Here is a 22487-nt window from a genome sequence, read left to right as displayed (position 1 = left end):
TAGCGCCCTGGACCCGGGCAACGCGAGCCGCCTGTGAGAGCTGGGCGAGCGCCTGGTTGCTACAGTCTGAGCATGTCCGCGCGCCTGAGCAGCTGGTGGCCCGTCTCCTAGACGGCCCCTTCTGCTGCGCGCTCACCGGCCGTCTCGATCGAGGCGGCCGTTCGTGTTTCTCCTCGTCGGGACGACCCCGCACCCACCGAGGAAGCTCATGGCACTCACTGCCCGACGTACCTGGTCCGGTCTGATCACGGACCTGCTCACCGGCCACGACCTGACGCCGGACGACGCTGCCTGGGCCATGGACGGTGTGGTGGCCGGTACGGCGACCTCCGCCCAGGTCGCGGGCTTCCTGGTCGCGCTGCGGGCCAAGGGCGAGACGCCGGCGGAGATCGCCGGGCTGGCCTCGGTGCTGCGCTCGTCCGCTAGGCCCGTGCTGGTTGAAGGCCCGCTGATCGACATCGTCGGCACTGGTGGCGACCGGTCCGGCGCCGTGAACATCTCCACGATGGCCTCGCTCGTGGTCGCCGCTACCGGAGCAACCGTGGTCAAGCACGGCGGTCGGGCCGCCTCGTCGACTACTGGCGGCTCCGCGGACCTGGTGGAGGCGCTGGGTGTCCCGCTCGACCTGTCCGCCGTTGAGTCGGTTCGCCGAGCTGGGATCGCCTTCCTGCACGCGCCGCTCTACAACCCGGCGCTGCAGCGCGTGGGGGCCGTACGCCGTGAGCTGGCCGTGCCGACGGCGTTCAACGTGCTCGGGCCGCTGATCAACCCAGCCGCCCCTGCGTACGGGCTAGTGGGCGTCTCCGACGAGCGGATGCTTCCGGTGGTCGCGTCGGTCCTGGCGGAGCGGGACTGCTCGGTGCTGGTGGTGCGGGGCTCGGACGGGCTCGACAAGCTGACCACTACCGGGCCGTCGCGGGTGCTGACCGTCCGGCACGGTGCGGTGCGGTCTGACGTCTTCGATCCGAGGTCCCTTGGCCTGCCGCTGGCCTTGCCTGCGGACCTGCAATCACCGGACCCAGTGGCCGTCGTACGGCGGGTGCTGGCCGGCGAGCGTGGCGCCGTGCGGGACGTCGTTCTGCTCAATGCGGCGGCTGCACTCAGCACTCTGCCTGACCGGCCCTCGCTGGAGGGCTGTCTGGAGCAGTGCGCTGCAGCGCTCGACTCCGGAGCGGCTGCGGCGACGCTGGACCGCTGGGTCGGCTTAGCCTGACCTGGTGGATGAGGAAGCGTTCGGTCAGCTCGTCGGCCCACTGCGCGGCGAGCTGCACGCGCACTGCTACCGCATGCTCGGCTCGGACCACGACGCCGAGGACGCGGTCCAGGAGACGCTGCTGCGCGCGTGGAACGCGATGGACCGGTTCGAGGACCGCGGTGGGCTGCGGCCGTGGCTCTACAAGATCGCTACCAACCGGTGCCTGACGCTGATCTCGCGGCGAAGCAGCAGAGACCTGCCAGCGGGCGATGCAGTCCTGGAGGCCCTGCCGGAGCATCGGCTGGCGTGGACTGCGGCGCTGGACCCGTCGGAGCGTGTTGTGGCCCTGGAGCGCGTGGAGCTGGCGTTCGTCGCGTCGCTGCAGCAGTTGTCTCCGCTGCAGCGAGCAGTGCTGCTGCTGCGCGACGTACTGGCCTTTGCAGCTCGGGAGGTGGCCGAGCTGCTCGACACCACGGTCGCCGCGGTCAACAGTGCGCTGCAGCGGGCGCGGCTGGTCGTCGGCACCGAGTCGACGCAGCAGGAGGTGCTGGCGGCGCTCGGCGAGGACGGCCAGCGCGACGTAGTACGGCGGTACATGGCGGCCTGGGAGGCGCGGGACGTCGACGCGATCGTGGTGATGCTGACGGAGGACGCGAAGTACTCGATGCCGCCGCTGCCGGAGTTCTTCACGGGGCGCGCCGGGATCCGCGGGTTCCTGGTGGACGGGCCGCTCGCCGAGGAGTGGCGGTTCCTGCCGGCGCGGGCGAACGGGCAGCTGGCGTTCGCGACGTACCGGCTGGTCGACGGGCGGTTCGTGCCGAGCGGGCTGGACGTGGTCACGCTGCGCGGCGCGGAGATCGCGTCGGTGGTGTCGTTCCTGGAGGCCGACTTCCCGGCGTACGGGCTGCCGGGTGAGCTCGAGCGATGAGTTTCGGGGCCGCGTGGGGTTGTAGTGGTGACAACCCTTTGCGAGAGGACCCGAGATGGACGAGATCCGTGAACTGATCGAGCGCTGGGTCGCCGCGGTGCACACCGGCGACCTGGCGACCGTGCTGGCCGACCATGCCGACGACATCGTGATGTTCGACGTGCCCCCGCCGTACGAGGGTGTGCGTGGGCTGACGGCGTACGAGGAAACGTGGCCCGACTTCTTCAAGTGGCAGGCCTCCGGCGCGTCCTTCGAGCTCACGTCGCTGGACATCACCGAGGGCACCGACGTCGCCTTCGCCGTCGCGCTGCTGAAATGCGGGATGCCCGACGAGGCCGCCGGGCGGCGCCTCCGCCTCACCCTCGGTCTGCGCAAGCTCGACGGCCGCTGGACCGTGACGCACGAGCACCACTCGTTCCCCCACGACGAGATCCCGTCCCCCGTCGGCGAGTCCGCCGTCCGCTCGATCCTCGACAGCTGGACCGCCAAAACCACCGCCCGCGATCTGGACGGTTTGATGGCCGACATCGCTCCCGACGTCGTTTCCTACGAGCACGCAGGCCCTTTGGAGTACGTCGGCCGCGAGGCCGTCCGCGAGGTTTGTGCCGCAGGCCTCGAGACTCCCGCGGCCTTCACGACCCCCGACCACACAATCGTTGCCCGCGACAACTTAGCCGTTGCCTGGGGCATCGATCACGTTACTGCGGACGGCCGCGAGATCAAGTCTCGCGCCACCCGAGTCTTCCGGCACGCTTCGGACGGCTGGCAACTGATCCACCAGCACCTGTCGTTCCCCCAGTGACCTACTGAGGCATCTGCTGGGCCAGGTCGTTGGCGGCCGCGACGGCGATCGCGATGGCTCGGGTTGCCAGGGGTGACTGGGTGCGGGCCGGCCAGTGGAGGCGCATTTCGCGGGTGGGGGACGGCTGGAGCGGGTGGAGGGTGAGCCGGTCGTCGGACGCGGCGTCGGTTCCGTGGAGGGCCAGCCAGGGGAGGACGGCCGAGCCGATGCCGGCGCGGACCATCGACAGGATGGTTTCGTGGCCGGCGGTTCGGAAGACGATGCGGGGCTGGGCGCCGTACTCGGCGAGCGTTCGCTCCAGCCAGAGTTGGTGGTACGTCGGAGGCCAGGCGACCATCGGGGCGTCGTCGAGCTGCTTCACGCGGACGGGGCCGGTGGGGAAGGTGCCGGCGGCGGCCACGAGGAGGTACGGCTCGTCGAGCAGCTTGACGTGCTCGACCTCGCCGTCGACCCGGCCGTCGTGGAACAGGAGGTCGAGATCGCCGATCTTCGGGTCCTCCGGTTCCACCTCGGACAGCCTGATGTCGCAGCCGGGATGCTCGTCGAGCAGTTGCCGTACGACGGCCGGCAGGATCAGGTTGGACACGCTCTGGAAGGTGCCGATGTCGATCCGGCCGCTGCCCGCCCGGAAGCGGTCGACGGCGTCGGTCAGCGCGTCCGACTTCGCCAGCAGTTCGCGGCCGTGGGCGAGGACCACCTCGCCGAGCGGCGTGAGCCGCACGGCCCTGGGGCCGCCTGGGCGCTCGAAGACGGCGCCGCCGAGAGCCCGCTCCAGCGCGGCGATCTGCTGGCTCACCGAGGACTGCGTGTAGCCGAGGCGGGCGGCCGCCCGTCCGAACGTCCCTTCTTCGGCGACCGCTGCCATCGCCCTCAGGTGCCGCAGTTCGACCATGGTTCACGGTATCGCTTATGGCGATCGAATCGATCGCAAACCATCGCTTTTCTCGATACGCCGAGGCGCCTAGCGTCGGTGACAACAGCCCGTACGAGAGGAACCTGCCGATGGCAACCATGACCGACACCGAGTGGCGATCCTTCGTCGCAGCGGGGACCAGGCTCGCCCACGTGGCCCTCACCCGGGCCGACGGCCGCCCCCATGTCACGCCGGTCTGCTTCGTGCTCGACGGCGACGAACTCGCCTTCGCTCTGTCGCCGGGAAGCGTCAAAGGCAAGAGCCTGGCTCGCGACCAACGCATTGCCGTCTGCATCAGCGACGAGCAGCAGCCGTACGGCTTCGTGACCCTCGAAGGACAGGCCCTCGTCTCGGCCGACCCGGACCAGATCAGCCACGTCGCCGAGGGCATCGCCGCCCGCTACTACCCGTCGCAGCCCGCGGAGGCGATCGCCGAATCCTTCGTCCAGGAAGGCTTCACGGCCGTGCGCATCGGCATCACCAACGTCATCGCCTACTCCGGGCTCGGCTGAAGCCCTTCGGTCAGCGGCAGTGGGGCGCGCATGGTGATGCTGGTGATCCCGTACGTGAAGCCGAGGTGTTCGTTGAGGCGGCGCATCGCATCGTTGCCGCGCTGGGTCCAGGTGTAGATCTCCGTGATCCCGTGCTCGGCGGCCCAGGCCATGCTGGTGCGCTTGAGCGTCGCTGCGACCGACTGGCCGCGCCACTCCCGGCGTACGGCGGTGTAGGCGACCTCGGCCCGCTCCGGCCGATCGGAGTCGAGCATCAGCCCCGCCACGCCGATCACCTCGCCACCAGCGACCGCCATGAACATCGCGGCCGGGTCGTTGATCCACTCCGTCGCCCAGTCGGACGCCGAAACCTTCAGCGGGACCGGCAGGTCCATGTCCGGGAACGTCGGCAGCGCGACCTGCTCGTACGCCGCCGTCCAGAGCTCCGGGCGCTCGGCCACCGAGACGATCTCGTACGACGCCGGCTGCGCCGGTCGCGGCTCATCCCCGATCGGCCGCAACTGCTCGACCTGCCGATCCGTCTCCACAAACCCGAACCGCTCCGCGAACAGCCGCGACTCCTCGTCGTCGACACTGCCCCGCGCACTGTCGTAGCCCTGGGCAACAGCATGCTCAGCAAGCACCCGCAGCAACTCAGTCCCCACACCACGCCGACGAAACTCCCGCCGAACCCGCGCGGTCAGCCCCGCCCGCTCACCATCACCCGTCCGATCCCCCAGCCCACTGCCGACCACCTCACCGTCGATCTCCGCCAACAGCAACAGCCGCCCCGGCCGATCGAGATCCCGCAACTCGGCGACAGTAGGACACCGCTCGTACGGCATGATCGCGATCCGCACCGCACGCCAGTCCTCGTAGTCGGCGTCACTGACCGCCGTCCGGATCTCCATACCCTCAGCTTGCCGCAGTCCACCGGAGACCGCTCAGCATTTTGCGGAGGGTGTGGGATTCGAACCCACGATGACGGTCACCCGCCATACCGGTTTTCAAGACCAGCGCACTCGGCCACTATGCGAACCCTCCAGGCAGGTGCGCAGTACGGACCCGCCGAGGGTCGAGGATAGCGGGTGGACGGTGGGGAGGTGTCAGGTGCGTTCAGTGCGGGCCGTGGTGTTGCCGGCGGAGCTGGGCCGGGACTTCGGGCGGATCTGGCCGGCGGCAGCGGTCTCCAACCTTGGGGACGGGGTGCTGCTGGCGGCTGGGCCGCTGCTGGTGGCGTCCATCTCGGGTGAGCCGTTTGCGGTAGGGGCCGCGGCGTTCGTGCAGCAGGCACCCTGGCTGCTGTTTGCGCTGTTCAGCGGGGCACTGGCCGACCGGCTCGACCGGCGGGTGATGGTGGTCGTTGCTGACGTCGTACGGGCTGTAGTGCTCGGGGCACTGGCCGCTGCCGTGCTCCTGGGGACTTCACCGCTGTGGGCCGTGTACGTGACGCTCTTCCTGCTCGGTACGGCGGAGACGCTGGCTGACAACGCCAGCAGCGCGCTGCTGGTGTCTGCTGTGCCCAAAGCCCAGCTGGGTAAGGCGAACGCCCGACTGTTCGCTTCAAGCATCGCGCTGAACCAGCTGGGCGGGCCTCCGATCGGTGCGCTCCTGTTCGCCGCCGGCGCTGGGCTACCGCTGGCAGTCGACGCAGCGGCGTACTGCGTGGCTGCGGTGCTGATCTCACGGGTCTCCGTACGGCGAGACGCAGGCGGCGGCTCACCTCGTACGCCGCTGTGGACTGACGTCCGTGAGGGCGTGCACTGGCTCTGGAACCACTCCGGCGTCCGCACGCTGGCGTTGGCCATCCTGGTCATGAACATCACCTTCTGCGCGGCGTTCGCGACCTGGGTCCTGTACGCCAGGGAGCAACTCGGGCTCAGTGACGCGCAGTTCGGGCTACTGGTCACCGCTGGAGCAGTCGGCGGGCTGGCGGGCATGCCGGTGTACCACTGGCTGGAGCCGCGGTTCGGCAGCCTGACGCTGCTCCGGGCCGGCCTGCTGATCGAGACAGCGGTCCACCTGGCGCTGGCACTGACTCACAACCCCTGGGTAGCCGGTACGACGTTGGCTGTCTTCGGCGTCCACGCAGTGGTGTGGGGCATCGTGTCGACCACGGCACGGCAGCTGGCCACTCCGGACGCTCTGCTCGGGCGGGTGAACAGTGTCTACCTGCTGGCGTCGGTGGGCGGCGCCGCACTCGGGTCGCTGCTGGGCGGCGTGGTGGCACAGCAGTTCGGTCTGGTGACGCCGTTCGTCGTGGCGTTCGCCGGCATGGTCGTGACGACTGCCGCCGTCTGGCGGCCGCTGCGGCACGTCTCGGTGCGCCCGGATTAAAGCCGTGGAGGGGCGCGGCGCGGGTTGTTAGGCTCGGCGGCCGAGATCGGAGTGCTTCCTCATGCCTACAGCCACGTCCCTCGGCCTGCCCAACGTGCGCGGCCGCGTCCCCCTCCTAGCTGGACTGGCCATCGACTCGTTCGGCGGAGGTTGTGCCGGGCCGTTGATGTTGCTGTTCTTCGTCCGGGTTGCCGACATTCCACTCGGTACGGCGGGGGTGCTGCTCACCGTGGCGACGCTGTTCTCGGTCGCTGCGCCTGCCGCGGTCGGGCTGGTGATCGACCGGATCGGACCGCGCAACCTCGTGATCGCCGCGCAGGTCGCGCAGGGGCTGGCCTTCGTCGGCTTCTTCTTCGGCCGCTCGACCTGGCTGCTGTTCGTCTGCGCGCTGGTGAGCACAACCGGCCAGCGGATGTTCTGGTCGTCCATCTTCAGCCTGCTGTCGGACGTCGCCGACGCTGGCGAGCGCGACCGCTGGTTCGGCTTGGGCGGGATGATGCAGTCCGCCGGCTTCGGGCTGGGCGCACTGGTCGCGGGCGCGCTGCTGACCTTCGACGGGGACGCGCCGTTCCTGTTCGCGATCGCGTTCAACGCGGTGAGCTTCTTCACGGCCGGCGTACTGATGCTGTGGATCCACCCGGACCACGCCGCTCGCGCGGTGGAGGACACCGGTCCGGCACCGCAGCTGCGCAAGGACAAGGTGTTCCTGATGCTCATCGGAGCGAACACGGTGCTCGCGCTCTGCACGATGATGATCGGCGTCGGGCTGCCGGTCTACGTCACCGAAGCGCTGCCCGCTCCGGGGTGGCTGGTCGGCGTACTGCTGGCGGCGATCTCGGTGGTGCTGGCCACCGGCCAGACGCTGGTGGTGCGGCACACGGAGAAGCACCGGAAGATGCGGGTGATGATCCTGGCCGGGCTGCTCTGGGCGGTCTGGGGACTGCTGATGGCTGCGCTGCTCCACATCCCGACCGGTCTGGTGGTGCCCGGGCTGATCCTGGCGACGGTGTTCTTCGCTGCCGGGGACGTGCTGCATGCGGCGACGGGGAACGCACTGGCTGCGGCCGTGTCTCCCGAGCGCGGCCGGGGCAAGTACCTGTCGTACTGGCAGTACTCCTTCACCTTCGCCAGCGTGCTGGTCCCGGTCTTCTTCGCTCAACTCTTCGTCCGCGGTCATGCGGTGCCCTGGCTGGCGATCGCCGGGCTCGCGCTGGGCGTGGCGGGTGTGCTGTTCGTGCTCGATCGCACGTACCCGCAGTTGTCCGTACGGCGTACCTGATCGCATCCGATTGAGGCGTCAGGTTTTCTTGCGCTGCTTCGAACAGGTGTTCTAATGTTTTCCGTACAGCGCGCGGTACCTCTTTCCAACCCAGACCTTCGTCCGAGCGGCCGAACCTCCCACCATCGACGTGGACGGCCGGTACGGCGATGGCCGCCCGGGGATGTGAGGACCCCGGGCGTTGGAGAGCTTTCGACAGTGCAGGCTGACGCGGGAAGGTGGTGGACGACGAGAGGGGACAGTTCATGCTGCTCGAACATCGCGGCCGGAGACCGGTCGTGCCGGAGTCGGCGTACGTCGCGCCGTCGGCGGTCCTGTGCGGTGCGGTCGTGCTCGGAGAAGGCTGCCGGGTGCTGCACGGCGCGGTCCTGACCGCGGAGAACGGCGAGGTCCGGCTCGGGACGAACTGTGTGGTGATGGAGAACGCCCTGGTCCGCGGCCGGGCCGACCATCCCGCGCTGATCGGCGACGCGGTACTGATCGGACCGCACAGCCACGTGAACGGCGCCACGATCGAGGACGAGGTCTTCCTCGCCACGGGCGCCGCGCTGTTCCCCGGTTCGGTAGCAGGCGCCGGCTCCGAGCTCCGGATCAACAGCGTGCTCCACGTCAACTCCCGCCTCGAGCCCGGCACGGTCCTGCCGATCGGCTGGATCGCGGCTGGAGACCCCGCCGAGCTCTTCTCCCCCGACCGCCACGAGGAACTGTGGGCTGTCCAGGAACCGCTGGACTTCCCCGGGACGGTGTACGGCGTACCGCGGGGGACGCCGATGCGCGACATCATGGCGCGCCAGTCCGAGTACTACGGCTCCCACCAGGAGGATCGATTGATCGAGGACTCACCAAGCACCTAGCTATACGTGCGGTGGATTGCTGCACGGCTGGTGATTGCCTGCCTGGTGGTTGCCTGTCTGGCCAATGATTGCTGCGTTGCCGAGCTGACGCTGTCTGCCTTGGTCTGCTGCGCTTCGCGTCGGGACTAGGTTTGCGGGGTGTCTGTCTCTGGAACCAGCAGCTACCGCGATGCCGGACCGCTGCCTGCTCTTGTCACCGCAGCAGTCGAGCTGGCCGAGGAGTTGGACTTCCCCTCGTCCTGCCGAGTCGAACAGGGCCGCCTGCTGACGGCCCTGGCTTCGGGAGCGGTGAACAGCATCGGCGAGACCGGAACGGGCTGCGGCGTTGGTCTTGCTTGGCTCGTCAGCGGGCGTCAGCCCGGCGTACGGGTAGTGAGCGTCGAGCAGGATGCCGTTCGAGCCGAGCGAGTGGCTCGCCTGTTCGCGGGAGTACCTGACGTCGAGGTCGTCCATGGAGACTGGACGCTGATCGGCGAGCAAGGTCCGTTCGACCTGCTGGTGGTCGACGGCGGCGGCAACGGCAAGAAGGGCCCAGCCGCCGACCCCGAAGAACTGTTGCGCCCCGGCGGCTCGGTCGTCATCGACGACTTCACCCCGCTGCACGAGTGGCCACCGATGCACGAGGGCGAGCCCGACCACGCCCGACTCAGCTGGCTCAACCACCCAGCCCTCCTCGCCACGGAGGTACGCCTGGCCCCAGACCTCTCAACCATCATCGCCACCCGACGACCTGCCTAGGAGCACGGTCCTGCGGCCTGTGAGGTCGAGGTTTGCAGGGCGAACTGTTGTATTCGGCCGACGAGGCAGGCGCTTCAGTCGGTGTCGGTGTCGTGCCTCAGCTGGCGGACGAGCAGGCGTTGCTCGCCATTCGGCGCACGGCGAGCGGCGTATGGGCTACTCGGCGCACGGCAGACGGCTGGCGGATTGCTCTTCCCTCCCCCGCTCATCGAGCGGCAGAGGCTGGAACGTTGCGCCGCAGCGAGGCGGCAGGTGTTGGTCAGCCTTTGAGGGACCACCGGGCGCGGAGGACGCCGTCGGGGTCGGGGAGGACTCCTTCGAGCAGCGGGTTGTACTCGTCGAGGGTGATAGGGATGACGGCTGCGGCGACTACGTCGTGGGGAAAATCCCCCGGGTCGTAGAACATCGCGCTCTGGATCTCGCCGGTTCGGTTCTCCCAGACGATTTGGCAGTGGTCTTCGATGCTTGCTCGGACGGCGTCGACATCGGGTGAGAGCTCGGGCCAGACGCTGAGCATTGCGCGTGGTCTGACCTGAAGGCCTTCGAACGGTCCTGCCGAGCCGCGGCACTGCGCTCGGGTGAGCCGATGCCAGCGCGACAGGTTCCGAACCGGGGTCTCTTCGAGCAGGATCGTGCCGTGGCCGGTGGCGAGGTCGGCGACCGTCGCCCAGAACGCTGTGTCGGCTGGAGGTCCTGGTTCCTCGTCGCCTTCGTCGTCGTACGGCGAACGTTCCAGCCGGACCGGGAACAGGCCGAGACTGCTCGCCGTAGCGACCGCCCGTTCGCACGGGAGGTTGCTGCCGACGTACAGGTACTGGTCGTACCCGATGTCGACCGCAAACCGCCCTTCGACCTCGAGCTGACACCAAGCGCCATTTTCTCGCAGCATCACGCGAACGAGCTCGACGGCGATGTCGACCGGCACGACTGCGCCGTCGTAGTAGTCGCTCAGATCCGACGCGAACAGGCCGGCCAGCCCGTGCCCGTCGATCGGTGCCTCGAGACCGAAGTTCACAGGCCCGGTGACTCCGGGCTCGCGGATGCTGAGCTCGGTGACACCGCTGTCCTCCGCGAAGGCGAGTACTGCCGCGAGGTACGCGGCCTCCTTCGGTCCGTGGTCGCTCATCTCGTCCTCGGGACCGACGTACCGGCCTTGGTCGTTCCAGTGGGTCGGGTCGTACTTCGTCACCTTGTACACGTAGGGCAATGGCACGGGCTGATGATGTCAGGGTGCGGCGCCGAAGGTGAGGTGGTTTACGGGCCGTCCGGTGGGGTGCTGATGGGCGCGGTCAAGGTGAACTGGCGGACCTGGCCTGGAGGTTGGGCGGCACAGGTCATCTGACCGTCCACGGTGATCAGGTCGGCCCGGACCTCGACGGTGATGCTTGGGCTGGGGCTTGGGACATCAGGTGACGCGGACTCGCCCGCGGTAGGGCCCGCCCGAGCGGAGTTACCCGCAGGGGAGCCCGCTGCGGTGCCTGATTCAGGGTCTGCAGGTCGGTGCGCCGGAGTGGGGTCCGGCGTCGGGCCGTCGTTGTCTGAGGTGGAGAGGGTTACGGACCAGTGGTTTGGGGCTGGTTGGGTGATGGATGTGGGGTGGAGGGCGTTGACGGCTAGGGATTGGCCGGTTGTTCGGGCGAAGTGTTGGGCGGCTTGGACTGGGGGTGGGTGGGCGCCGGAGCCTCGGTAGTAGGTGGGGGTGATGGTTCCCTCGTTGTAGGACTGGGCGATAGCGACGGCTTGGTCGGCGGGGACGTGGCCGTAGAAGAGGCTGTGCGGGAGGAAGACCAGGTTGGCGGCGAAGCGGTCGCCGCCGATGTGGCTGCATTCCCAGGTTCGGTCGGGGTAGGCGGCGGTGAGGGCTGCGGCGGCTGGGCGTCCGCGGACTGCGCAGCAGGCGTCGTGGCGGCCGTGGGTGCAGACGAGGTAGATCGGGTCGGTCGTCAGCGTGCCGGGGTCTGCGCCGGAGAGGACGGCTAGGAGGTGTTCGTCGGTGGGGAGTTCGCCGGTACGGATGGACTCGTGGCCGGGACGCGAGTCGACGAGGAACCAGCGGCGGGGAGTGCCGGCGGGTGAGCGGCCGTGGCGGCGGATGAGGACTGGACGGCAGCGGAGTTGGGCGCAGAGTTGGGCGATCTCGGTGGGGAGAGTGTCTGGCGAGTTGGTGGGTGCGGCTTGCGGGGTGGTGCGAGAGGCGGGGTCAGTACGGCGGAGCTCGTGTTGCGGCGTGCGGCCGTCTGCGGTGGGAATGCCGAGGTCGGCTTGCGGCGGTCCGGCGTCGGGCGCGGTACGGCGGGGGTCGGCTTCCGGCGTACGGAGGTCGGTGGTGGAACTGCCGAGGTCAGCTTGCAGAGGGCTGGCGTCGGGTGCGGTGCGGGGAAGGTTGGCTTGCGGCGTACGGGTGTTGGAGGGTGAGCGGCGTAAGGCGGTTAGGGCGTTGCGGGGCCAGGGGGCGTTGAGTTCTATGAGGAGCCAGCGTTCGGCGGGTGGGGCTGTGGCGAAGAGGGGGTCGCCGCGGTGGTCGGCTGAGGCGGCGCAGCCGGTTTCGGGGCGGTAGCGGGGTGGGGGGACGAAGTTCGAGTCCGACCGCGGAGGGGCGGTCGGACTCGGAGGTGGGGCGGGGGCGATGGGGTCGCCCGGGGGTTGGGTCATGTAGGGCTCGCGACGAGCACGGCTTCTGTCATGAGGCGGCGGGCGAGGACCAACTGGTCCTCGGGGGGAAGGTCGGGGAGGTCGCCGACCGCGAACGGCGTACCGGTGAGGGCTGCTGCCAGGGCTGTGGCTGTCTCGGCGGGGAAGGTGATGGTGCGGTCGGGGAGGTGCAGGCGGACTGGCTGACTGCCGGCGGCCGCATCGGGCTGGGCGGGGATGGCGCCGGGGACCAGGTGGTGGTTTAGGCCTTGGCGTAGGCGGAGGGTCGTACCTAGTTTCAGGTCGGCTGTGGCTTGGGCGTGGGCCAGCGGGGCTAGTGGGGCTGGGCGGTTGCCGGACCAGGTGCGGCGGCGCAGGCGGGCGGCTAGGTCGTCGGCGCTGGCGGTGTGGAGGTGGTCGGCGAAGAGGGCTACGACCTTCTCCAGTTCGGGGGCTAGCTGGGCTGGGTCCCCTGGGTTGAAGCCGAGGGGGAGGGCTGTGCGGAGGTCCACCTCGTTGGCGGCCAGGGCGGCTAGCTCCTGGATGAGGAGGTAGCGGGTCATGGTGTGGAGGCCGATGGTGAGGTGGGCGCTGACGCCGCCCAGTGCCTTGGCTGAGTGGAGGAAGCCTCGGGGGACGTAGAGGGCGTCGCCTGGGTGCAGTACGGCGTCTACTACCGGCTGCTGGTCTCGGGCTGCTTCGGCTACGGCCTTGGAGTGGTCGGTCCAGGGCTGGTTGCGGAGCGGGTCGAGGTGTACTGGCTCGTGGACGGTCCAGTGCTTCTCGCCGGCTACCTGCAGGACGAACACGTCGTGGACGTCGTAGTGGGCCGAGAAGCCTTGGGACTCGGCTGGAGTGATGTACGCGTTGATCTGGACCGGGTGGCCGGCTTCGGATGCCAGCTGCGTGGAGAAGTCGACCAGTGCGGGCCACGTGCGGTGCAGGGCTTGCAGTACGACGGTGTGGCCGCCGGCGAAGAGCGCGGCGACCTTGTCGTCGCGGATCTGGTCGCCGATCTCGGCGCCGACCCCGCCGGGGCCGGTGAACTGGCTGTCGCCGACCACCGAGCCGTTCTTGGCGACGCGGAGGAACGGCGTACGGAGTCCTCGACGGGAGAGCAGTTCGTCGACGGCTGCGAGGCTGAACAGGTCGGCGAAGCCGGCCGGGGCCTGCTGGTCGGCTGACTGGCCTGCGTCACGCCATGCGCCTGATTGGTCGTCGTCGGACGGCCGTTCGCCCGCGCCGCGGCCCGCGCCAGACCGCTCGCTTGGGCCGAGGCCCGCGCCGGATAGCTCGCCAGGGGCGAGAGCGGCGTCAGACGGCCGGGCACTCGGGGCCAGGTCGGCTGCTGGGGAGAGCAGGGCTCGGCGGCCCCAGTAGTTGGTGGCGAACTCCTCTGGATCTCCGGCGACGCAGCGCCGGAGAGCCGGGCGGCCGTCCGGCAGCGGCCCGGTCTCCGGCACGGCGCTCACCAACTTCCGGAGTTACCGCCGGCACCGCCGTCCGCGCCGCCGTCGGTCGCGTTGGCATCGGCTCCGCCGTCTGCCGGACCTTCGCCGCCGCCGGCGCCGCTGTCAGCTCCTCCGTCGGCGCCGCCGTCGCTGACACCAGGCGAGGCACCACCGTCCGCGGGCCCTTCCGAACCGGCGCCACCATCGGCACCGCCGTCACTCGTACCCGGTGACGCGCCGCCGTCCGCGGGGCCCTCCGCGCCGCCGTCGGCACCACCATCGGTCGCACCGGGCGTTGCCCCGCCGTCAGCCGGTCCCTCGGCGTCGCCGTAGCCACCGCCGCCGCCTGCGCCACCGTCGGTCGCACCGGGGGTCGCGCCGCCGTCAGCGGGGCCTTCGGCCTCGCCGTAGCCGCCGCCACCGGCAGTGGTGTCGTTGCCTTCCGTACCGGCGCCGCTGTCGGCACCACCGTCCGCGCCGCCGTCGTGCGCACCAGGGGTCGCGCCCCCGTCAGCCAGACCTTCACCGTCGCCGGACGAGGTGGTCATGTCGTCATCGTTCAGACCCATGATGCTGCTCCTTTCGAGGGGGACTTGCGGTGCCCACCCTGTGCGCAAAGTAGATCGGGGCTAAACCCCTGGGCGGATCACAAGCTCCCGTCAGTTCTACGGCGATCTGCCGGAGCGGCGGAAGGGCTCAGCCGAGCAGGTCCCACCAGACCTTGAGGAACGCGTCGGTGACGGGCTCCGGGCGTACGGCGATGCGGAGCCAGTCGGGGCCGAGTCCGGGGAAGGTGTCGCCTCGGCGGACGGCGAAGCCGCGCTGGCGGAGCTGCTCGCGGAGCTGGTCGGCGCCGTCGACGTGGACGAGGACGAAGGGGGCGCGGGGGATGCCGTAGGCGCGGACCGGGCGGTGGGTGGAGGTCGGGGCCGGGCTGGCGGCGTACGGCGAGACCGGGGCGGGGCTGGCAGCGTCGGGCGAGGCGGGGGCCCCGCTGTCGTCGTACGGCGAGGTCGGGGCCGGGCTGGGGGCTTGGGCCGGGCGGCCGTCGTACGGCGAGATAGGGGTGGCGGCGTACGGCGGGGTGGTTAGGCCGGTGAGGAGGTGGGTGCGTTGGGTGTCGAAGGCTTGGGCTGCTTGGAGGGCCTCGGCTGTGGCTTGAGGGGTGCTGCAGGCGATGGCGGCGGCCAGGGCGGGGGTGGAGAGGGGCCAGTGCGGCTGGACTGCGGCTAGCTGCTCGATGAGGGGTGGGGCTGCTACGACGTACCCGACGCGTAGGCCCGCCAGGCCCCAGGTTTTGGTGAGGCTGCGGATGACGACCAGGCCTGGGATTTGGGCGCCGGCTAGGGAGTCTGGTTCGCCGGGGACGGCGTCCATGAAGGCTTCGTCGATGACGAGGATGCGTTCGGGGCGGGCCAGTTCGCGGAGGGTGTCGGCGGGGTGGAGGACCGACGTGGGGTTTGTTGGGTTGCCGATGACGACCAGGTCGGCGTCGGCGGGGATGGCTTGCGGGTCGAGGGTGAAGCCGTCTTCTGGTTTGAGGATGACGCGGTCGACGAGGTGGCCTGCGGAGCGGAGGGCTGATTCGGGCTCGGTGAACTGGGGGTGTACGACGACCGGGTGGCGGGGGCGGAAGGCTCGGGCTATCAGTACGAAGGCCTCGGCGGCGCCGGCGGTGAGGAGGATCTGGTCGGGGTCGCAGTGATGGCGCGCGGCAACGGCGGCGGTCGCGGCGTCGGCGCGCGGATAGGCGGCGAGGTCGGTGAGGCTGGCGGTGATCTCCTCGAGGAGCCACGGGGGTGGCGTGCCGGTGCGCACGTTGACGGCGAGATCCACCAGCCCGTCGCCGACTTCGAGGTCTCCGTGATGGTCCAGGTCGAATCCGTCCACAGCCACGTGAGGAGGCTAACCCGGCTGGCTTCTTTGCCTTGGTGCCTGCCCACGGTGCGGGCGCTGTAGGTCCGGGGAGGCGGGGCGGCGAGCGGCAGGGCCCCGCGCGGTAGTGGTGGATGCGGCACCATGGAGGTATGAAGATCGCCGTGGTGCAGGGCGCTAGTTCCGATGACAAGGCTGCCAATCGGGAGGCTGTGGTTCGGTGGGTGGCGGAGGCTGCCGCGGCGGGGCCTGAGGTGGTGGTGCTGCCTGAGGCGATGATGGCCGACTTCGCGGTCGAGGGCGGGTCGGTGGGGCCGTTGGCGGAGGCGTTGGACGGGGAGTTCGTCAGTACGTTGCGCAAGTGCGCGATCGAGCACGGGACGGCGATCGTTGCCGGGATGTTCGAGCGGAGTTGTGACGAGCGGCGGCCGTACAACACGTTGCTCGCGGTCGGTGCGGACGGTGAGCTGCTGGGGGCTTATCGGAAGATCCACCTGTACGACGCCTTTGGGTACAAGGAGTCGGACCAGTTGACGCCGGGTGATGTGGCGCCGGTGGTGGTGAAGATCGGGGACCGGAAGTTCGGGTTGATGACGTGCTACGACCTGCGGTTCCCTGAGTTGTCGCGGGCGTTGGTGGATGCGGGGGCGGACGTGCTCGTCGTACCGGCCGCGTGGGTGCGGGGGCCGTTGAAGGAGCACCACTGGTCGACGCTGCTGACGGCGCGGGCGATCGAGAACACGGTGTACGTGGCGTCGGCGGCGCAGAACGGGCGGAAGTACTCGGGGTTGAGCCAGGTGATCGATCCGCAAGGCGTCGCGGTGGCGGCGGTGGGTGAGGCGGATGGGTTTGCTGTCGCGGAGATCTCGGGTGAGCGGTTGGCGGAGGTGCGGAAGCGGAATCCTTCGCTGGCGAACCGGCGGTTCACGGTGACGCCGCGCTGATGGGTGCTGCGGGGGTGGTTGGTACGGCGTACGACGTGGTGGTGCTGGCGGGCGGGGCTTCTCGGCGCTTTGGTGGGGTGGACAAGGCGACGCTTGTGCTGGAAGGGATTTCGCTGCTCGATCGGGTGCTGAGGGCAACTGAATCGGCGGTGTCGACGGTGGTGGTCGGGCCGGAGCGGGCGACGTACCGGGTGGTTGGTTGGACGCAGGAGGATCCGCCGGCGGGTGGGCCTGTGGCGGGGGTTGCGGCGGGATTGGGGTTTGGCGTAGCGCCGGTGGTGCTGCTGGTTTCGTGTGATCTGCCGTGGTTGACGGCGGGTGATGTTGCGGGGCTGGTTGGTGGGCTCGGCGAGTACGACGGGCACGGGTTGCGGGATATTGGGGGCCGAGAGCAACCACTTGCGGCGGCGTACCGGCGGGACGCGTTGATGGCGGCGGTGGAGGCTGTCGGGGATCCGCGGGATCAGTCGGTGCGGAGGACGTTCGCTCCGTTGAGGATGCTCTGGAGCGAACCGAGCTTGGCCGGTCGGGATGTTGACACGTGGGCCGACTTGGACGATCCCGCGACGGCCGCTCCGACGGAATAACCAGTCGCTTGCCAGCTGTGCCCGCCCTACGGTGACCGGATGGATCATGACGTTGCCGGGATGGTCGGGACTGCCCTGCCGGGGTGGGGCATTGCGGAGATCTTGCCTCGGTCGGGTGGAGGGTTGTCGGCGGTTTTCGAGGTTCGGGGGGTCGATGGCAAGGCCGTGATCGTCAAGGTTTACGAGCCTCAGTGGGCTTGGAAGCAGGCTAAAGAGGTCTACGTCTACGGGGTGCTGGCGCCTGTGGTTGGGGAGCTGGTGCCTTCGGTGGTTCATGTGGAGCCGGCGGGTGAGCGGTCTGCGTTCACGGTGTTGTCGAAGGTGGACGGGGTGCCGTTGTCGGAGGTGACCGGCGCCGACTACAGGACGATCTACGAGCAGGCCGGTGCGTTGCTCGGACGGATTCATCGGATCCGGCAGCCGGCGTACGGGTACTTGACGGACCAGGTGCTCGAACCGTTGCCGGACAACGAGCAGTACATGGCTCGGCAGTTTGCGAAGAAGTTGAGGGAGTTCGAGGAGCTCGGGGGTGATGCGGGGCTGCACGCGCGGATCACCGAGTACGTCGCGGAGCATCCGGTGGTGGCCGACGTCTCACCCGTGTTGTGTCACAACGACTTTCACGAAGGCAACCTGCTCGTCGATCCCGAGACGTCAGAGTTGAACGGGATCATCGACGTGGAGAACGCGATCGCCGCGGACCCGCTGCTCGATCTGGCGAAGGCGCAGTACTACTCGATCAAGGACGACCGGGCGAAGCTCGACGGGCTGCTCGCGGGGTACGGCGAACTGCCGGCCGACTGGGAGGAGCGGACGACGACGTACCGGCTCTATCACGCGCTCGAGCTATGGGACTGGTTCAAGTTGATAGGCGTCACCGATCCGCTGGACTCGATTGCGCGCGACATCGCCGAGATCCTCGGCACACGGACCGTCGCGGGCTGAGTCGACGCAGTACCGTGGCGACTATGCGAGCTGTCGTGTGTGAAGGAGCCGGTGGTGTCGAGGTCCTGACGATCGGCCAGATCGAGGACCCAACGCCGAACGTCGACGAGGTCGTGATCGATGTCGTCGCGGCCGGGGTGAACCGGGCCGATCTGCTGCAGCGGCAGGGCCACTATCCCCCGCCGCCCGGTGCGCCCGGGACGATCGGGCTCGAGGTGTCCGGCCGGATCAGCGCGGTCGGCGAGCAGGTCGAGGGCTGGTCGGTCGGCGACGAGTGCTGCGCGCTGCTGGCCGGTGGCGGGTACGCCGAGAAGGTCGTCGTACCGGCGCCGCAGGTGATGCCGGTGCCTGAGGGCATCGACTTGGTCAGCGCCGCGGCCTTGCCCGAAGTCGTTGCCACCGTTTGGTCCAACGTCTTCATGAAGGCTCACCTCAAGGACGGCGAGACGCTGCTCGTGCACGGCGGCGCGTCCGGGATCGGCACGATGGCAATCCAGCTCGGCGTCGCGCACGGCGCGCGGGTGCTGTGCACGGTCGGCAGCGCGGACAAGATGGAGTTCTGCACCCGGCTCGGCGCGGACGTCGCGATCAACTACAAGGAAGCCGAGTGGGCGTCGGTCGTTCGCGAGGCAACCGGCAAGGCCGGCGCGGACGTGATCCTCGACATCATCGGCGCGAAGTACCTGACCGACAACGTGAAGTCGCTCGCCTACGACGGCCGGATCGTCGTGATCGGCATGCAGGGCGGCGCGAACGGCGAAATCGATCTGGGCCGCCTGCTGGCCAAGCGCGGCTCGATCACCGCGGCCGGGCTGCGCAGCCGTTCGGTCGAGGACAAGGGCCGGATCCTGGCCGAGGTCGTCGGGCACGTCTGGCCGCTGGTCGAGGCGAAGAAGGTCCGGCCGATCGTGCACGCGACGTACCCGCTGGAGCAGGTCGTCAAGGCGCACGAGGAGCTCGAGCAGTCGACGCAGAGCGGCAAGATCCTCCTCACCCTCTGACCATCGTTGCGCCGCTCACGTCGGAGTGTTGGCCGCCAGCCACTCCGGGTCGGGGGCGACGAACTGGATGACGTCGAGCCAGGTGCCCTCGGGGTCGCGGACGAAGAAATGCCGCTGGCCCCACGGCTCGGTGACGAGCTCGGTGGCCAGCTCGACGCCGCCCTCGACCAGGCGGGCGGCGAACTTGTCGACGTCGTCGACGACGAAGCCGAAGACGTTAGAACTCTCAGTGGTCGCCGAGACGGCGGCCGGGACCGTCGCGTGACCGCGCTCGCAGATGGCGAGCTCCCACGACGCGTCGCCGCGGCGCAGGCAGATGAACCAGCCGAGATCGACGGTGATCTCCAGGTCGAAGTAGTCCGCGTAGAACGCGGCGACCTTGGCGGGCTCGGCGGTGACGACGGTGGTGGCGAAAACAGCGGGTTGCATACGCGCTCCTAGTACTACAGCTGTTGTGGTTGAGTACGACAGTTGTAGTGGACAGCTGCTAGCCTTGTCAACATGCCCCGCAATCCGGAACGCCGCGCCCAGCTCGCCGACGCCGGCCTCGCCGTCCTGGCCGAAGCCGGCGCCCGCGGCCTCACCCACCGCGCGGTCGACGCCGCCGCGGGCCTGCCGGCCGGTACGGCGTCCAACTACTTCCGTACGCGGGACGCCCTGCTCGGGGCGCTCGGCGAGCGGATCTTCGAGCGCCTCGCGCCCACCGAGGATCGCCTCGAGCCGCTGGCCGCGCGCGAGCCGTCCGTCGAGCTGGTCGTCGACTACGTGCGGTACATCGTCGAGCGGCTGCTCGACCGACCGGAGTTGCCGCTCGCGCTGTTCGAGCTCCGACTCGAAGCGGCACGGCGGCCGGAGCTGCACGAGATCCTGACGCGGACGCTGCGCCAGGGGTTCGACGGCGACGTCTCGTTCCACGTGAACGCGGGACTGCCGGGCGGCGCGGAGGAGGTCCGGCTGCTGCACTTCGCGGTCGACGGACTGGTCCTCGACCAGCTGACACCGGGGATCGGGCATCCGTACGACGCCGACGCGACCGTCGAGCAGTTGGTCCGCCGATTGACCCGTGACTATTAGCCGTGACTTATATAGACTCAACCGCATGGACTTCCACGGCGGACTGAATGTTGCGATGAAGGTGCCCAAGGCGGACTTCGAGCGGACGGTCGCGTTCTACCGCGACGCGCTCGGGTTCGAGGTCACCGACGAGAGCGGGCCCCACGTGGTGGACGCCGTACCGCGGTGTGCGTCACTGAAGTTCGGGCCGGTGACGCTCTGGCTCGATCAGGTGGACAATTACCCGCGGGCCGATCTGTGGCTGGAGCTCTTCACGCCCGACGTCGCGGCGGCGATGGAGCACCTGAAGAGCCACGGGATCGAGGCTCAGGACGAGTTGGAGCCCTTGCCCGACGGGAGCGACGGGCACTGGATCACCAACCCGGTCGGCATCACGCACCTCGTACGCAGCGCGGACTGAGTCCACGCCGAGACAGGTTCGTTGTCTGGATTCGCCCTCATTGTCGTTGCCAAGGGCTACCGTCAGGGATGTGACTGGGGAACAGCGGCGCGGAGCGCACGTGCTGGACGCGGTGCTCGACGTGATCGCGGAGCGTGGCCTCGAGGCCGCGACGATGCGGACCGTCGCGGCAGCGGCCGGGATCTCGCTCGCACAGGTGCAGTACTACTTCCGCAGCAAGGACGAGCTGGTCGCGTCGGCGTTCCGGCACGTCACCGAGCGGTTCGACGAGAAGCTCGCGACGGTCGACCTGGCCGGCCCGCCACGCAAGGTGCTGCGCCAGGCGCTCGAGCTCTGGCTGCCACTGGACGAGGAGCGCGCTCGTGACGCACGCGTCTGGCTGGCCTTCAGCGCGGCGTCGGTGACTTCACCGATGCTCGCGGGGATCGCCGCGACGACCGATTCCGAGCTGCGGGTCGCGTTCGCGCGCCTGCTCGACGCCGCGATCGCGGACGGCGATCTGGCCGAGGTCACCGACACGGAGACCGAGGCAGGTCTGCTGCTCGCCGTACTGGACGGGTTGGTGCTTCAGGGGCTCACGCTGCCGGCCGAGCAACGCAACACCTTCCTGACGCAGTCGCTGAATGCTCACCTGGGCAGGCTTTTCGGCTAATTAGTTGCTCTGGACATCGATTGTCTTGACGTCCCACCGGCCGCACAGGCAGCGGCGGTAGACGACGAATCCTTCGCTGACACGATGGGACGACTGCACTTGCCAGCGATGCTGGTGAACTACTTGTCTGGTGGTCATGGATCCATCGTGCTGTAATGGCATTATGCATCTCAACCCTTACGGCGCCGACGCCGTCCTGCTGGCGGTGAACCTGGTCACACACCCGGCCTCCACGCCCGACGAACTGGCCGCGCGCTGCGTGGAGAGCGGCATCGACGAGAGTCATGTGCGGGACGGACAGGTCACCGAGGACGACGTCGCCACCGTCCGGATCGTGATGGACGAGTGGCTCGCGGTCGTCGACGCGTCCGAGGAGCAGCAGCGCGTCGATCTGGTGAACGAGATGCTCGCCAAGTACACCGAGCACCCACGGCTGACCAACCACGCGGGCGACGGCTGGCACATGCACTACCGGCCGTTCCGCGTGCCGGTCTGGCGACTGGTCGCGACGTTGATCAGCACCGGTACGGCGTTGCACCTGGCCGGCCGTGGGATCTCCCGGCTGGGGCGGTGCGCGATGGACGGGTGCGAGAACGTGTACGCCGATCTGTCGCGGGGCGGGAAGCAGCGGTACTGCAGTCCGGCCTGCTCCAACCGCGACGCCGTACGCCGGCACCGCGCGCGCACTGCCTGAGGAGGAGGCCACACGAAGCGAGGCGCCACGAGCATCCGGAGGCGCTCACCCACAGACCGCTGGGCAGGGTGCTTCTAGGATGGGGAGATGAGCGAGGAGAGCAACGAGGGCCAGGAAGTCCCGATGGCGGGGGCTCGGACCGAGGACGGCAAGATCCTGATCGTCGGGCCGGACGGGATGGCCGTCGAGGGGCCGCCGCGCGACGAGGACGACGACGCGACCGACGGACCACGCTCGGTGACCGAGCTGGTCGAGCAGCCGGCCAAGGTGATGCGGGTCGGGAACATGATCCGCCAGCTGCTCGACGAGGTGAAGGCGGCTCCGCTCGACGAGGCGTCGCGGCAGCGGTTGAAGGCGATCCACGAGGCCTCGATCAAGGAGCTGGAGAGCGGCCTGGCGCCGGAGCTGGTCGAGGAGCTCGAGCGGCTGAGCCTCGACTTCACCGACGACAGCACGCCGACCGAGGCCGAGCTGCGGATCGCGCAGGCCCAGCTGGTCGGCTGGCTGGAGGGTCTGTTCCACGGCATCCAGACGGCGCTGTTCGCCCAGCAGATGGCGGCCCGCCAGCAGCTCGAGCAGATGCGCCGCGCCCTCCCGGGCGGCCAGCAGCTCCCCGAGGGCAGCCCGTTCCCGGGCGGTCCTCAGGCCAACGGCAACACCGACGGCCCGGGCAGCGGCGGGATGTACCTGTAGTAC

25 protein-coding genes and 1 tRNA gene are annotated in these 22487 nt (G+C 69.3%); 17 read left to right on the top strand and 9 right to left on the bottom strand.

Annotated elements, in window-relative coordinates:
* The first annotated feature begins 208 nt into the window (after positions 1 to 208).
* Genes trpD through ACYVIO_RS07445 form a run of 3 tightly spaced genes read left to right on the top strand, consistent with a single transcriptional unit; the run spans position 209 to position 2925 of the window.
* Entirely contained in the window at positions 209 to 1213 is a 1005-nt protein-coding gene (gene trpD / locus ACYVIO_RS07455) for an anthranilate phosphoribosyltransferase (RefSeq protein ID WP_460649912.1), read from the top strand.
* Positions 1214 to 1217: 4 nt separating this feature from the next.
* Positions 1218 to 2123: an RNA polymerase subunit sigma-70 gene (locus ACYVIO_RS07450; RefSeq protein ID WP_460649911.1), complete on the top strand. Its 906-nt coding sequence runs from the start codon at positions 1218 to 1220 to the stop codon at positions 2121 to 2123.
* A 55-nt stretch (positions 2124 to 2178) separates the two neighbouring features.
* Positions 2179 to 2925 (top strand): nuclear transport factor 2 family protein, encoded by a 747-nt coding sequence (locus ACYVIO_RS07445; protein WP_460649910.1) that lies wholly within the window; start codon positions 2179 to 2181, stop codon positions 2923 to 2925.
* Between the two features lies 1 nt (position 2926).
* Here ACYVIO_RS07445 and ACYVIO_RS07440 read toward each other — a convergent pair whose 3' ends face one another.
* Positions 2927 to 3817 (bottom strand): LysR family transcriptional regulator, encoded by an 891-nt coding sequence (locus ACYVIO_RS07440; protein ID WP_460649909.1) that lies wholly within the window; start codon positions 3815 to 3817, stop codon positions 2927 to 2929.
* A 110-nt stretch (positions 3818 to 3927) separates the two neighbouring features.
* Between ACYVIO_RS07440 and ACYVIO_RS07435 the strand changes: the two genes are divergently transcribed.
* Positions 3928 to 4350, top strand: coding sequence for a PPOX class F420-dependent oxidoreductase (locus tag ACYVIO_RS07435; protein WP_460649908.1), 423 nt, complete (start codon positions 3928 to 3930; stop codon positions 4348 to 4350).
* Here the strand turns inward: ACYVIO_RS07435 and ACYVIO_RS07430 are convergent.
* Positions 4332 to 5240 (bottom strand): GNAT family N-acetyltransferase, encoded by a 909-nt coding sequence (locus ACYVIO_RS07430; RefSeq protein WP_460649907.1) that lies wholly within the window; start codon positions 5238 to 5240, stop codon positions 4332 to 4334. The two genes, ACYVIO_RS07435 and ACYVIO_RS07430, sit on opposite strands and share 19 nt — an antisense overlap.
* A 44-nt stretch (positions 5241 to 5284) precedes the next feature.
* A tRNA-Ser gene (locus tag ACYVIO_RS07425) sits at positions 5285 to 5373 on the bottom strand.
* 66 nt (positions 5374 to 5439) lie between these two features.
* On the opposite strand from ACYVIO_RS07425, the gene ACYVIO_RS07420 reads away from it, so the two are divergent.
* The 4 genes from ACYVIO_RS07420 (at position 5440) to ACYVIO_RS07405 (ending at position 9537) form a co-directional block, all read left to right on the top strand.
* Complete coding sequence (locus ACYVIO_RS07420) at positions 5440 to 6666, top strand: MFS transporter (protein ID WP_460649906.1); 1227 nt, start codon at positions 5440 to 5442, stop codon at positions 6664 to 6666.
* A gap of 61 nt (positions 6667 to 6727) precedes the next feature.
* On the top strand, positions 6728 to 7945 hold the full coding sequence (locus ACYVIO_RS07415; RefSeq protein WP_460649905.1) for an MFS transporter: 1218 nt from the start codon (positions 6728 to 6730) through the stop codon (positions 7943 to 7945).
* Positions 7946 to 8166: 221 nt separating this feature from the next.
* Positions 8167 to 8799 (top strand): gamma carbonic anhydrase family protein, encoded by a 633-nt coding sequence (locus ACYVIO_RS07410; protein ID WP_460649904.1) that lies wholly within the window; start codon positions 8167 to 8169, stop codon positions 8797 to 8799.
* Positions 8800 to 8937: 138 nt separating this feature from the next.
* Complete coding sequence (locus ACYVIO_RS07405) at positions 8938 to 9537, top strand: O-methyltransferase (RefSeq protein WP_460649903.1); 600 nt, start codon at positions 8938 to 8940, stop codon at positions 9535 to 9537.
* Between the two features lie 259 nt (positions 9538 to 9796).
* Here ACYVIO_RS07405 and ACYVIO_RS07400 read toward each other — a convergent pair whose 3' ends face one another.
* From ACYVIO_RS07400 to cobC, 5 genes are all read right to left on the bottom strand, one after another.
* On the bottom strand, positions 9797 to 10750 hold the full coding sequence (locus ACYVIO_RS07400) for a hypothetical protein (RefSeq protein ID WP_460649902.1): 954 nt from the start codon (positions 10748 to 10750) through the stop codon (positions 9797 to 9799).
* Between the two features lie 41 nt (positions 10751 to 10791).
* Positions 10792 to 12189, bottom strand: a complete 1398-nt coding sequence (locus ACYVIO_RS07395) for a sucrase ferredoxin (protein WP_460649901.1) — start codon at positions 12187 to 12189, stop codon at positions 10792 to 10794.
* Positions 12186 to 13640 carry a cupin domain-containing protein gene (locus ACYVIO_RS07390; protein ID WP_460649900.1) on the bottom strand — a complete coding sequence of 485 codons (1455 nt, stop codon included), beginning with the start codon at positions 13638 to 13640 and terminating at the stop codon, positions 12186 to 12188. Before ACYVIO_RS07390 ends, ACYVIO_RS07395 begins: the two co-directional genes overlap by 4 nt.
* The gene (locus ACYVIO_RS07385; RefSeq protein ID WP_460649899.1) at positions 13637 to 14188 is read right to left on the bottom strand and encodes a BatC protein; all 552 of its coding nucleotides are present in this window, start codon (positions 14186 to 14188) and stop codon (positions 13637 to 13639) included. The genes ACYVIO_RS07390 and ACYVIO_RS07385 overlap by 4 nt, the downstream gene beginning before the upstream one ends.
* Before the next feature lie 127 nt (positions 14189 to 14315).
* Complete coding sequence (cobC, locus tag ACYVIO_RS07380; RefSeq protein ID WP_460649898.1) at positions 14316 to 15515, bottom strand: Rv2231c family pyridoxal phosphate-dependent protein CobC; 1200 nt, start codon at positions 15513 to 15515, stop codon at positions 14316 to 14318.
* Positions 15516 to 15646: 131 nt separating this feature from the next.
* Between cobC and ACYVIO_RS07375 the strand changes: the two genes are divergently transcribed.
* Genes ACYVIO_RS07375 through ACYVIO_RS07360 form a run of 4 tightly spaced genes read left to right on the top strand, consistent with a single transcriptional unit; the run spans position 15647 to position 18971 of the window.
* A complete protein-coding gene (locus ACYVIO_RS07375; RefSeq protein ID WP_460649897.1) occupies positions 15647 to 16438 on the top strand; it encodes a carbon-nitrogen hydrolase family protein in 792 nt (263 codons plus the stop codon).
* Positions 16438 to 17025: a molybdenum cofactor guanylyltransferase gene (gene mobA, locus ACYVIO_RS07370; RefSeq protein WP_460649896.1), complete on the top strand. Its 588-nt coding sequence runs from the start codon at positions 16438 to 16440 to the stop codon at positions 17023 to 17025. Before ACYVIO_RS07375 ends, mobA begins: the two co-directional genes overlap by 1 nt.
* A gap of 39 nt (positions 17026 to 17064) precedes the next feature.
* Positions 17065 to 17970: a phosphotransferase family protein gene (locus ACYVIO_RS07365; protein ID WP_460649895.1), complete on the top strand. Its 906-nt coding sequence runs from the start codon at positions 17065 to 17067 to the stop codon at positions 17968 to 17970.
* A gap of 23 nt (positions 17971 to 17993) precedes the next feature.
* Positions 17994 to 18971 carry an NAD(P)H-quinone oxidoreductase gene (locus tag ACYVIO_RS07360; protein WP_460649894.1) on the top strand — a complete coding sequence of 326 codons (978 nt, stop codon included), beginning with the start codon at positions 17994 to 17996 and terminating at the stop codon, positions 18969 to 18971.
* 15 nt (positions 18972 to 18986) lie between these two features.
* On the opposite strand, the gene ACYVIO_RS07355 is transcribed toward ACYVIO_RS07360, so the two are convergent.
* Entirely contained in the window at positions 18987 to 19400 is a 414-nt protein-coding gene (locus ACYVIO_RS07355; protein ID WP_460649893.1) for a VOC family protein, read from the bottom strand.
* Between the two features lie 72 nt (positions 19401 to 19472).
* Here ACYVIO_RS07355 and ACYVIO_RS07350 point away from each other — a divergent pair, with 72 nt between their 5' ends.
* The 5 genes from ACYVIO_RS07350 (at position 19473) to ACYVIO_RS07330 (ending at position 22484) form a co-directional block, all read left to right on the top strand.
* A complete protein-coding gene (locus ACYVIO_RS07350; RefSeq protein WP_460649892.1) occupies positions 19473 to 20045 on the top strand; it encodes a TetR/AcrR family transcriptional regulator in 573 nt (190 codons plus the stop codon).
* A 25-nt stretch (positions 20046 to 20070) separates the two neighbouring features.
* Positions 20071 to 20445 carry a VOC family protein gene (locus tag ACYVIO_RS07345; RefSeq protein WP_460649891.1) on the top strand — a complete coding sequence of 125 codons (375 nt, stop codon included), beginning with the start codon at positions 20071 to 20073 and terminating at the stop codon, positions 20443 to 20445.
* A gap of 70 nt (positions 20446 to 20515) precedes the next feature.
* Positions 20516 to 21097 (top strand): TetR/AcrR family transcriptional regulator, encoded by a 582-nt coding sequence (locus ACYVIO_RS07340; RefSeq protein WP_460649890.1) that lies wholly within the window; start codon positions 20516 to 20518, stop codon positions 21095 to 21097.
* A gap of 163 nt (positions 21098 to 21260) precedes the next feature.
* The gene (locus tag ACYVIO_RS07335; protein WP_460649889.1) at positions 21261 to 21791 is read left to right on the top strand and encodes a CGNR zinc finger domain-containing protein; all 531 of its coding nucleotides are present in this window, start codon (positions 21261 to 21263) and stop codon (positions 21789 to 21791) included.
* Positions 21792 to 21878: 87 nt separating this feature from the next.
* Positions 21879 to 22484, top strand: a complete 606-nt coding sequence (locus ACYVIO_RS07330; RefSeq protein ID WP_460649888.1) for a bacterial proteasome activator family protein — start codon at positions 21879 to 21881, stop codon at positions 22482 to 22484.
* The last annotated feature ends 3 nt before the right edge of the window (positions 22485 to 22487 follow it).

It is taken from the genome of Kribbella endophytica, from assembly GCF_054781295.1.
Note: the sequence above shows the minus strand (reverse complement) of the source record. Positions and strands in the feature narration are given on the sequence as shown.

Bases quoted from the DNA above. Each gene is read 5' to 3' on its own strand.
- trpD (WP_460649912.1), top strand. From the start codon at position 209: ATGGCACTCACTGCCCGACGTACCTGGTCCGGTCTGATCACGGACCTG.
- ACYVIO_RS07445 (WP_460649910.1), top strand. From the start codon at position 2,179: ATGGACGAGATCCGTGAACTGATCGAGCGCTGGGTCGCCGCGGTGCAC.
- ACYVIO_RS07440 (WP_460649909.1), bottom strand. From the start codon at position 3,817: ATGGTCGAACTGCGGCACCTGAGGGCGATGGCAGCGGTCGCCGAAGAA.
- ACYVIO_RS07435 (WP_460649908.1), top strand. From the start codon at position 3,928: ATGGCAACCATGACCGACACCGAGTGGCGATCCTTCGTCGCAGCGGGG.
- ACYVIO_RS07430 (WP_460649907.1), bottom strand. From the start codon at position 5,240: ATGGAGATCCGGACGGCGGTCAGTGACGCCGACTACGAGGACTGGCGT.
- ACYVIO_RS07415 (WP_460649905.1), top strand. From the start codon at position 6,728: ATGCCTACAGCCACGTCCCTCGGCCTGCCCAACGTGCGCGGCCGCGTC.
- ACYVIO_RS07395 (WP_460649901.1), bottom strand. From the start codon at position 12,189: ATGACCCAACCCCCGGGCGACCCCATCGCCCCCGCCCCACCTCCGAGT.
- ACYVIO_RS07385 (WP_460649899.1), bottom strand. From the start codon at position 14,188: ATGGGTCTGAACGATGACGACATGACCACCTCGTCCGGCGACGGTGAA.
- ACYVIO_RS07375 (WP_460649897.1), top strand. From the start codon at position 15,647: ATGAAGATCGCCGTGGTGCAGGGCGCTAGTTCCGATGACAAGGCTGCC.
- mobA (WP_460649896.1), top strand. From the start codon at position 16,438: ATGGGTGCTGCGGGGGTGGTTGGTACGGCGTACGACGTGGTGGTGCTG.
- ACYVIO_RS07365 (WP_460649895.1), top strand. From the start codon at position 17,065: ATGGATCATGACGTTGCCGGGATGGTCGGGACTGCCCTGCCGGGGTGG.
- ACYVIO_RS07360 (WP_460649894.1), top strand. From the start codon at position 17,994: ATGCGAGCTGTCGTGTGTGAAGGAGCCGGTGGTGTCGAGGTCCTGACG.
- ACYVIO_RS07355 (WP_460649893.1), bottom strand. From the start codon at position 19,400: ATGCAACCCGCTGTTTTCGCCACCACCGTCGTCACCGCCGAGCCCGCC.
- ACYVIO_RS07350 (WP_460649892.1), top strand. From the start codon at position 19,473: ATGCCCCGCAATCCGGAACGCCGCGCCCAGCTCGCCGACGCCGGCCTC.
- ACYVIO_RS07345 (WP_460649891.1), top strand. From the start codon at position 20,071: ATGGACTTCCACGGCGGACTGAATGTTGCGATGAAGGTGCCCAAGGCG.
- ACYVIO_RS07335 (WP_460649889.1), top strand. From the start codon at position 21,261: ATGCATCTCAACCCTTACGGCGCCGACGCCGTCCTGCTGGCGGTGAAC.
- ACYVIO_RS07330 (WP_460649888.1), top strand. From the start codon at position 21,879: ATGAGCGAGGAGAGCAACGAGGGCCAGGAAGTCCCGATGGCGGGGGCT.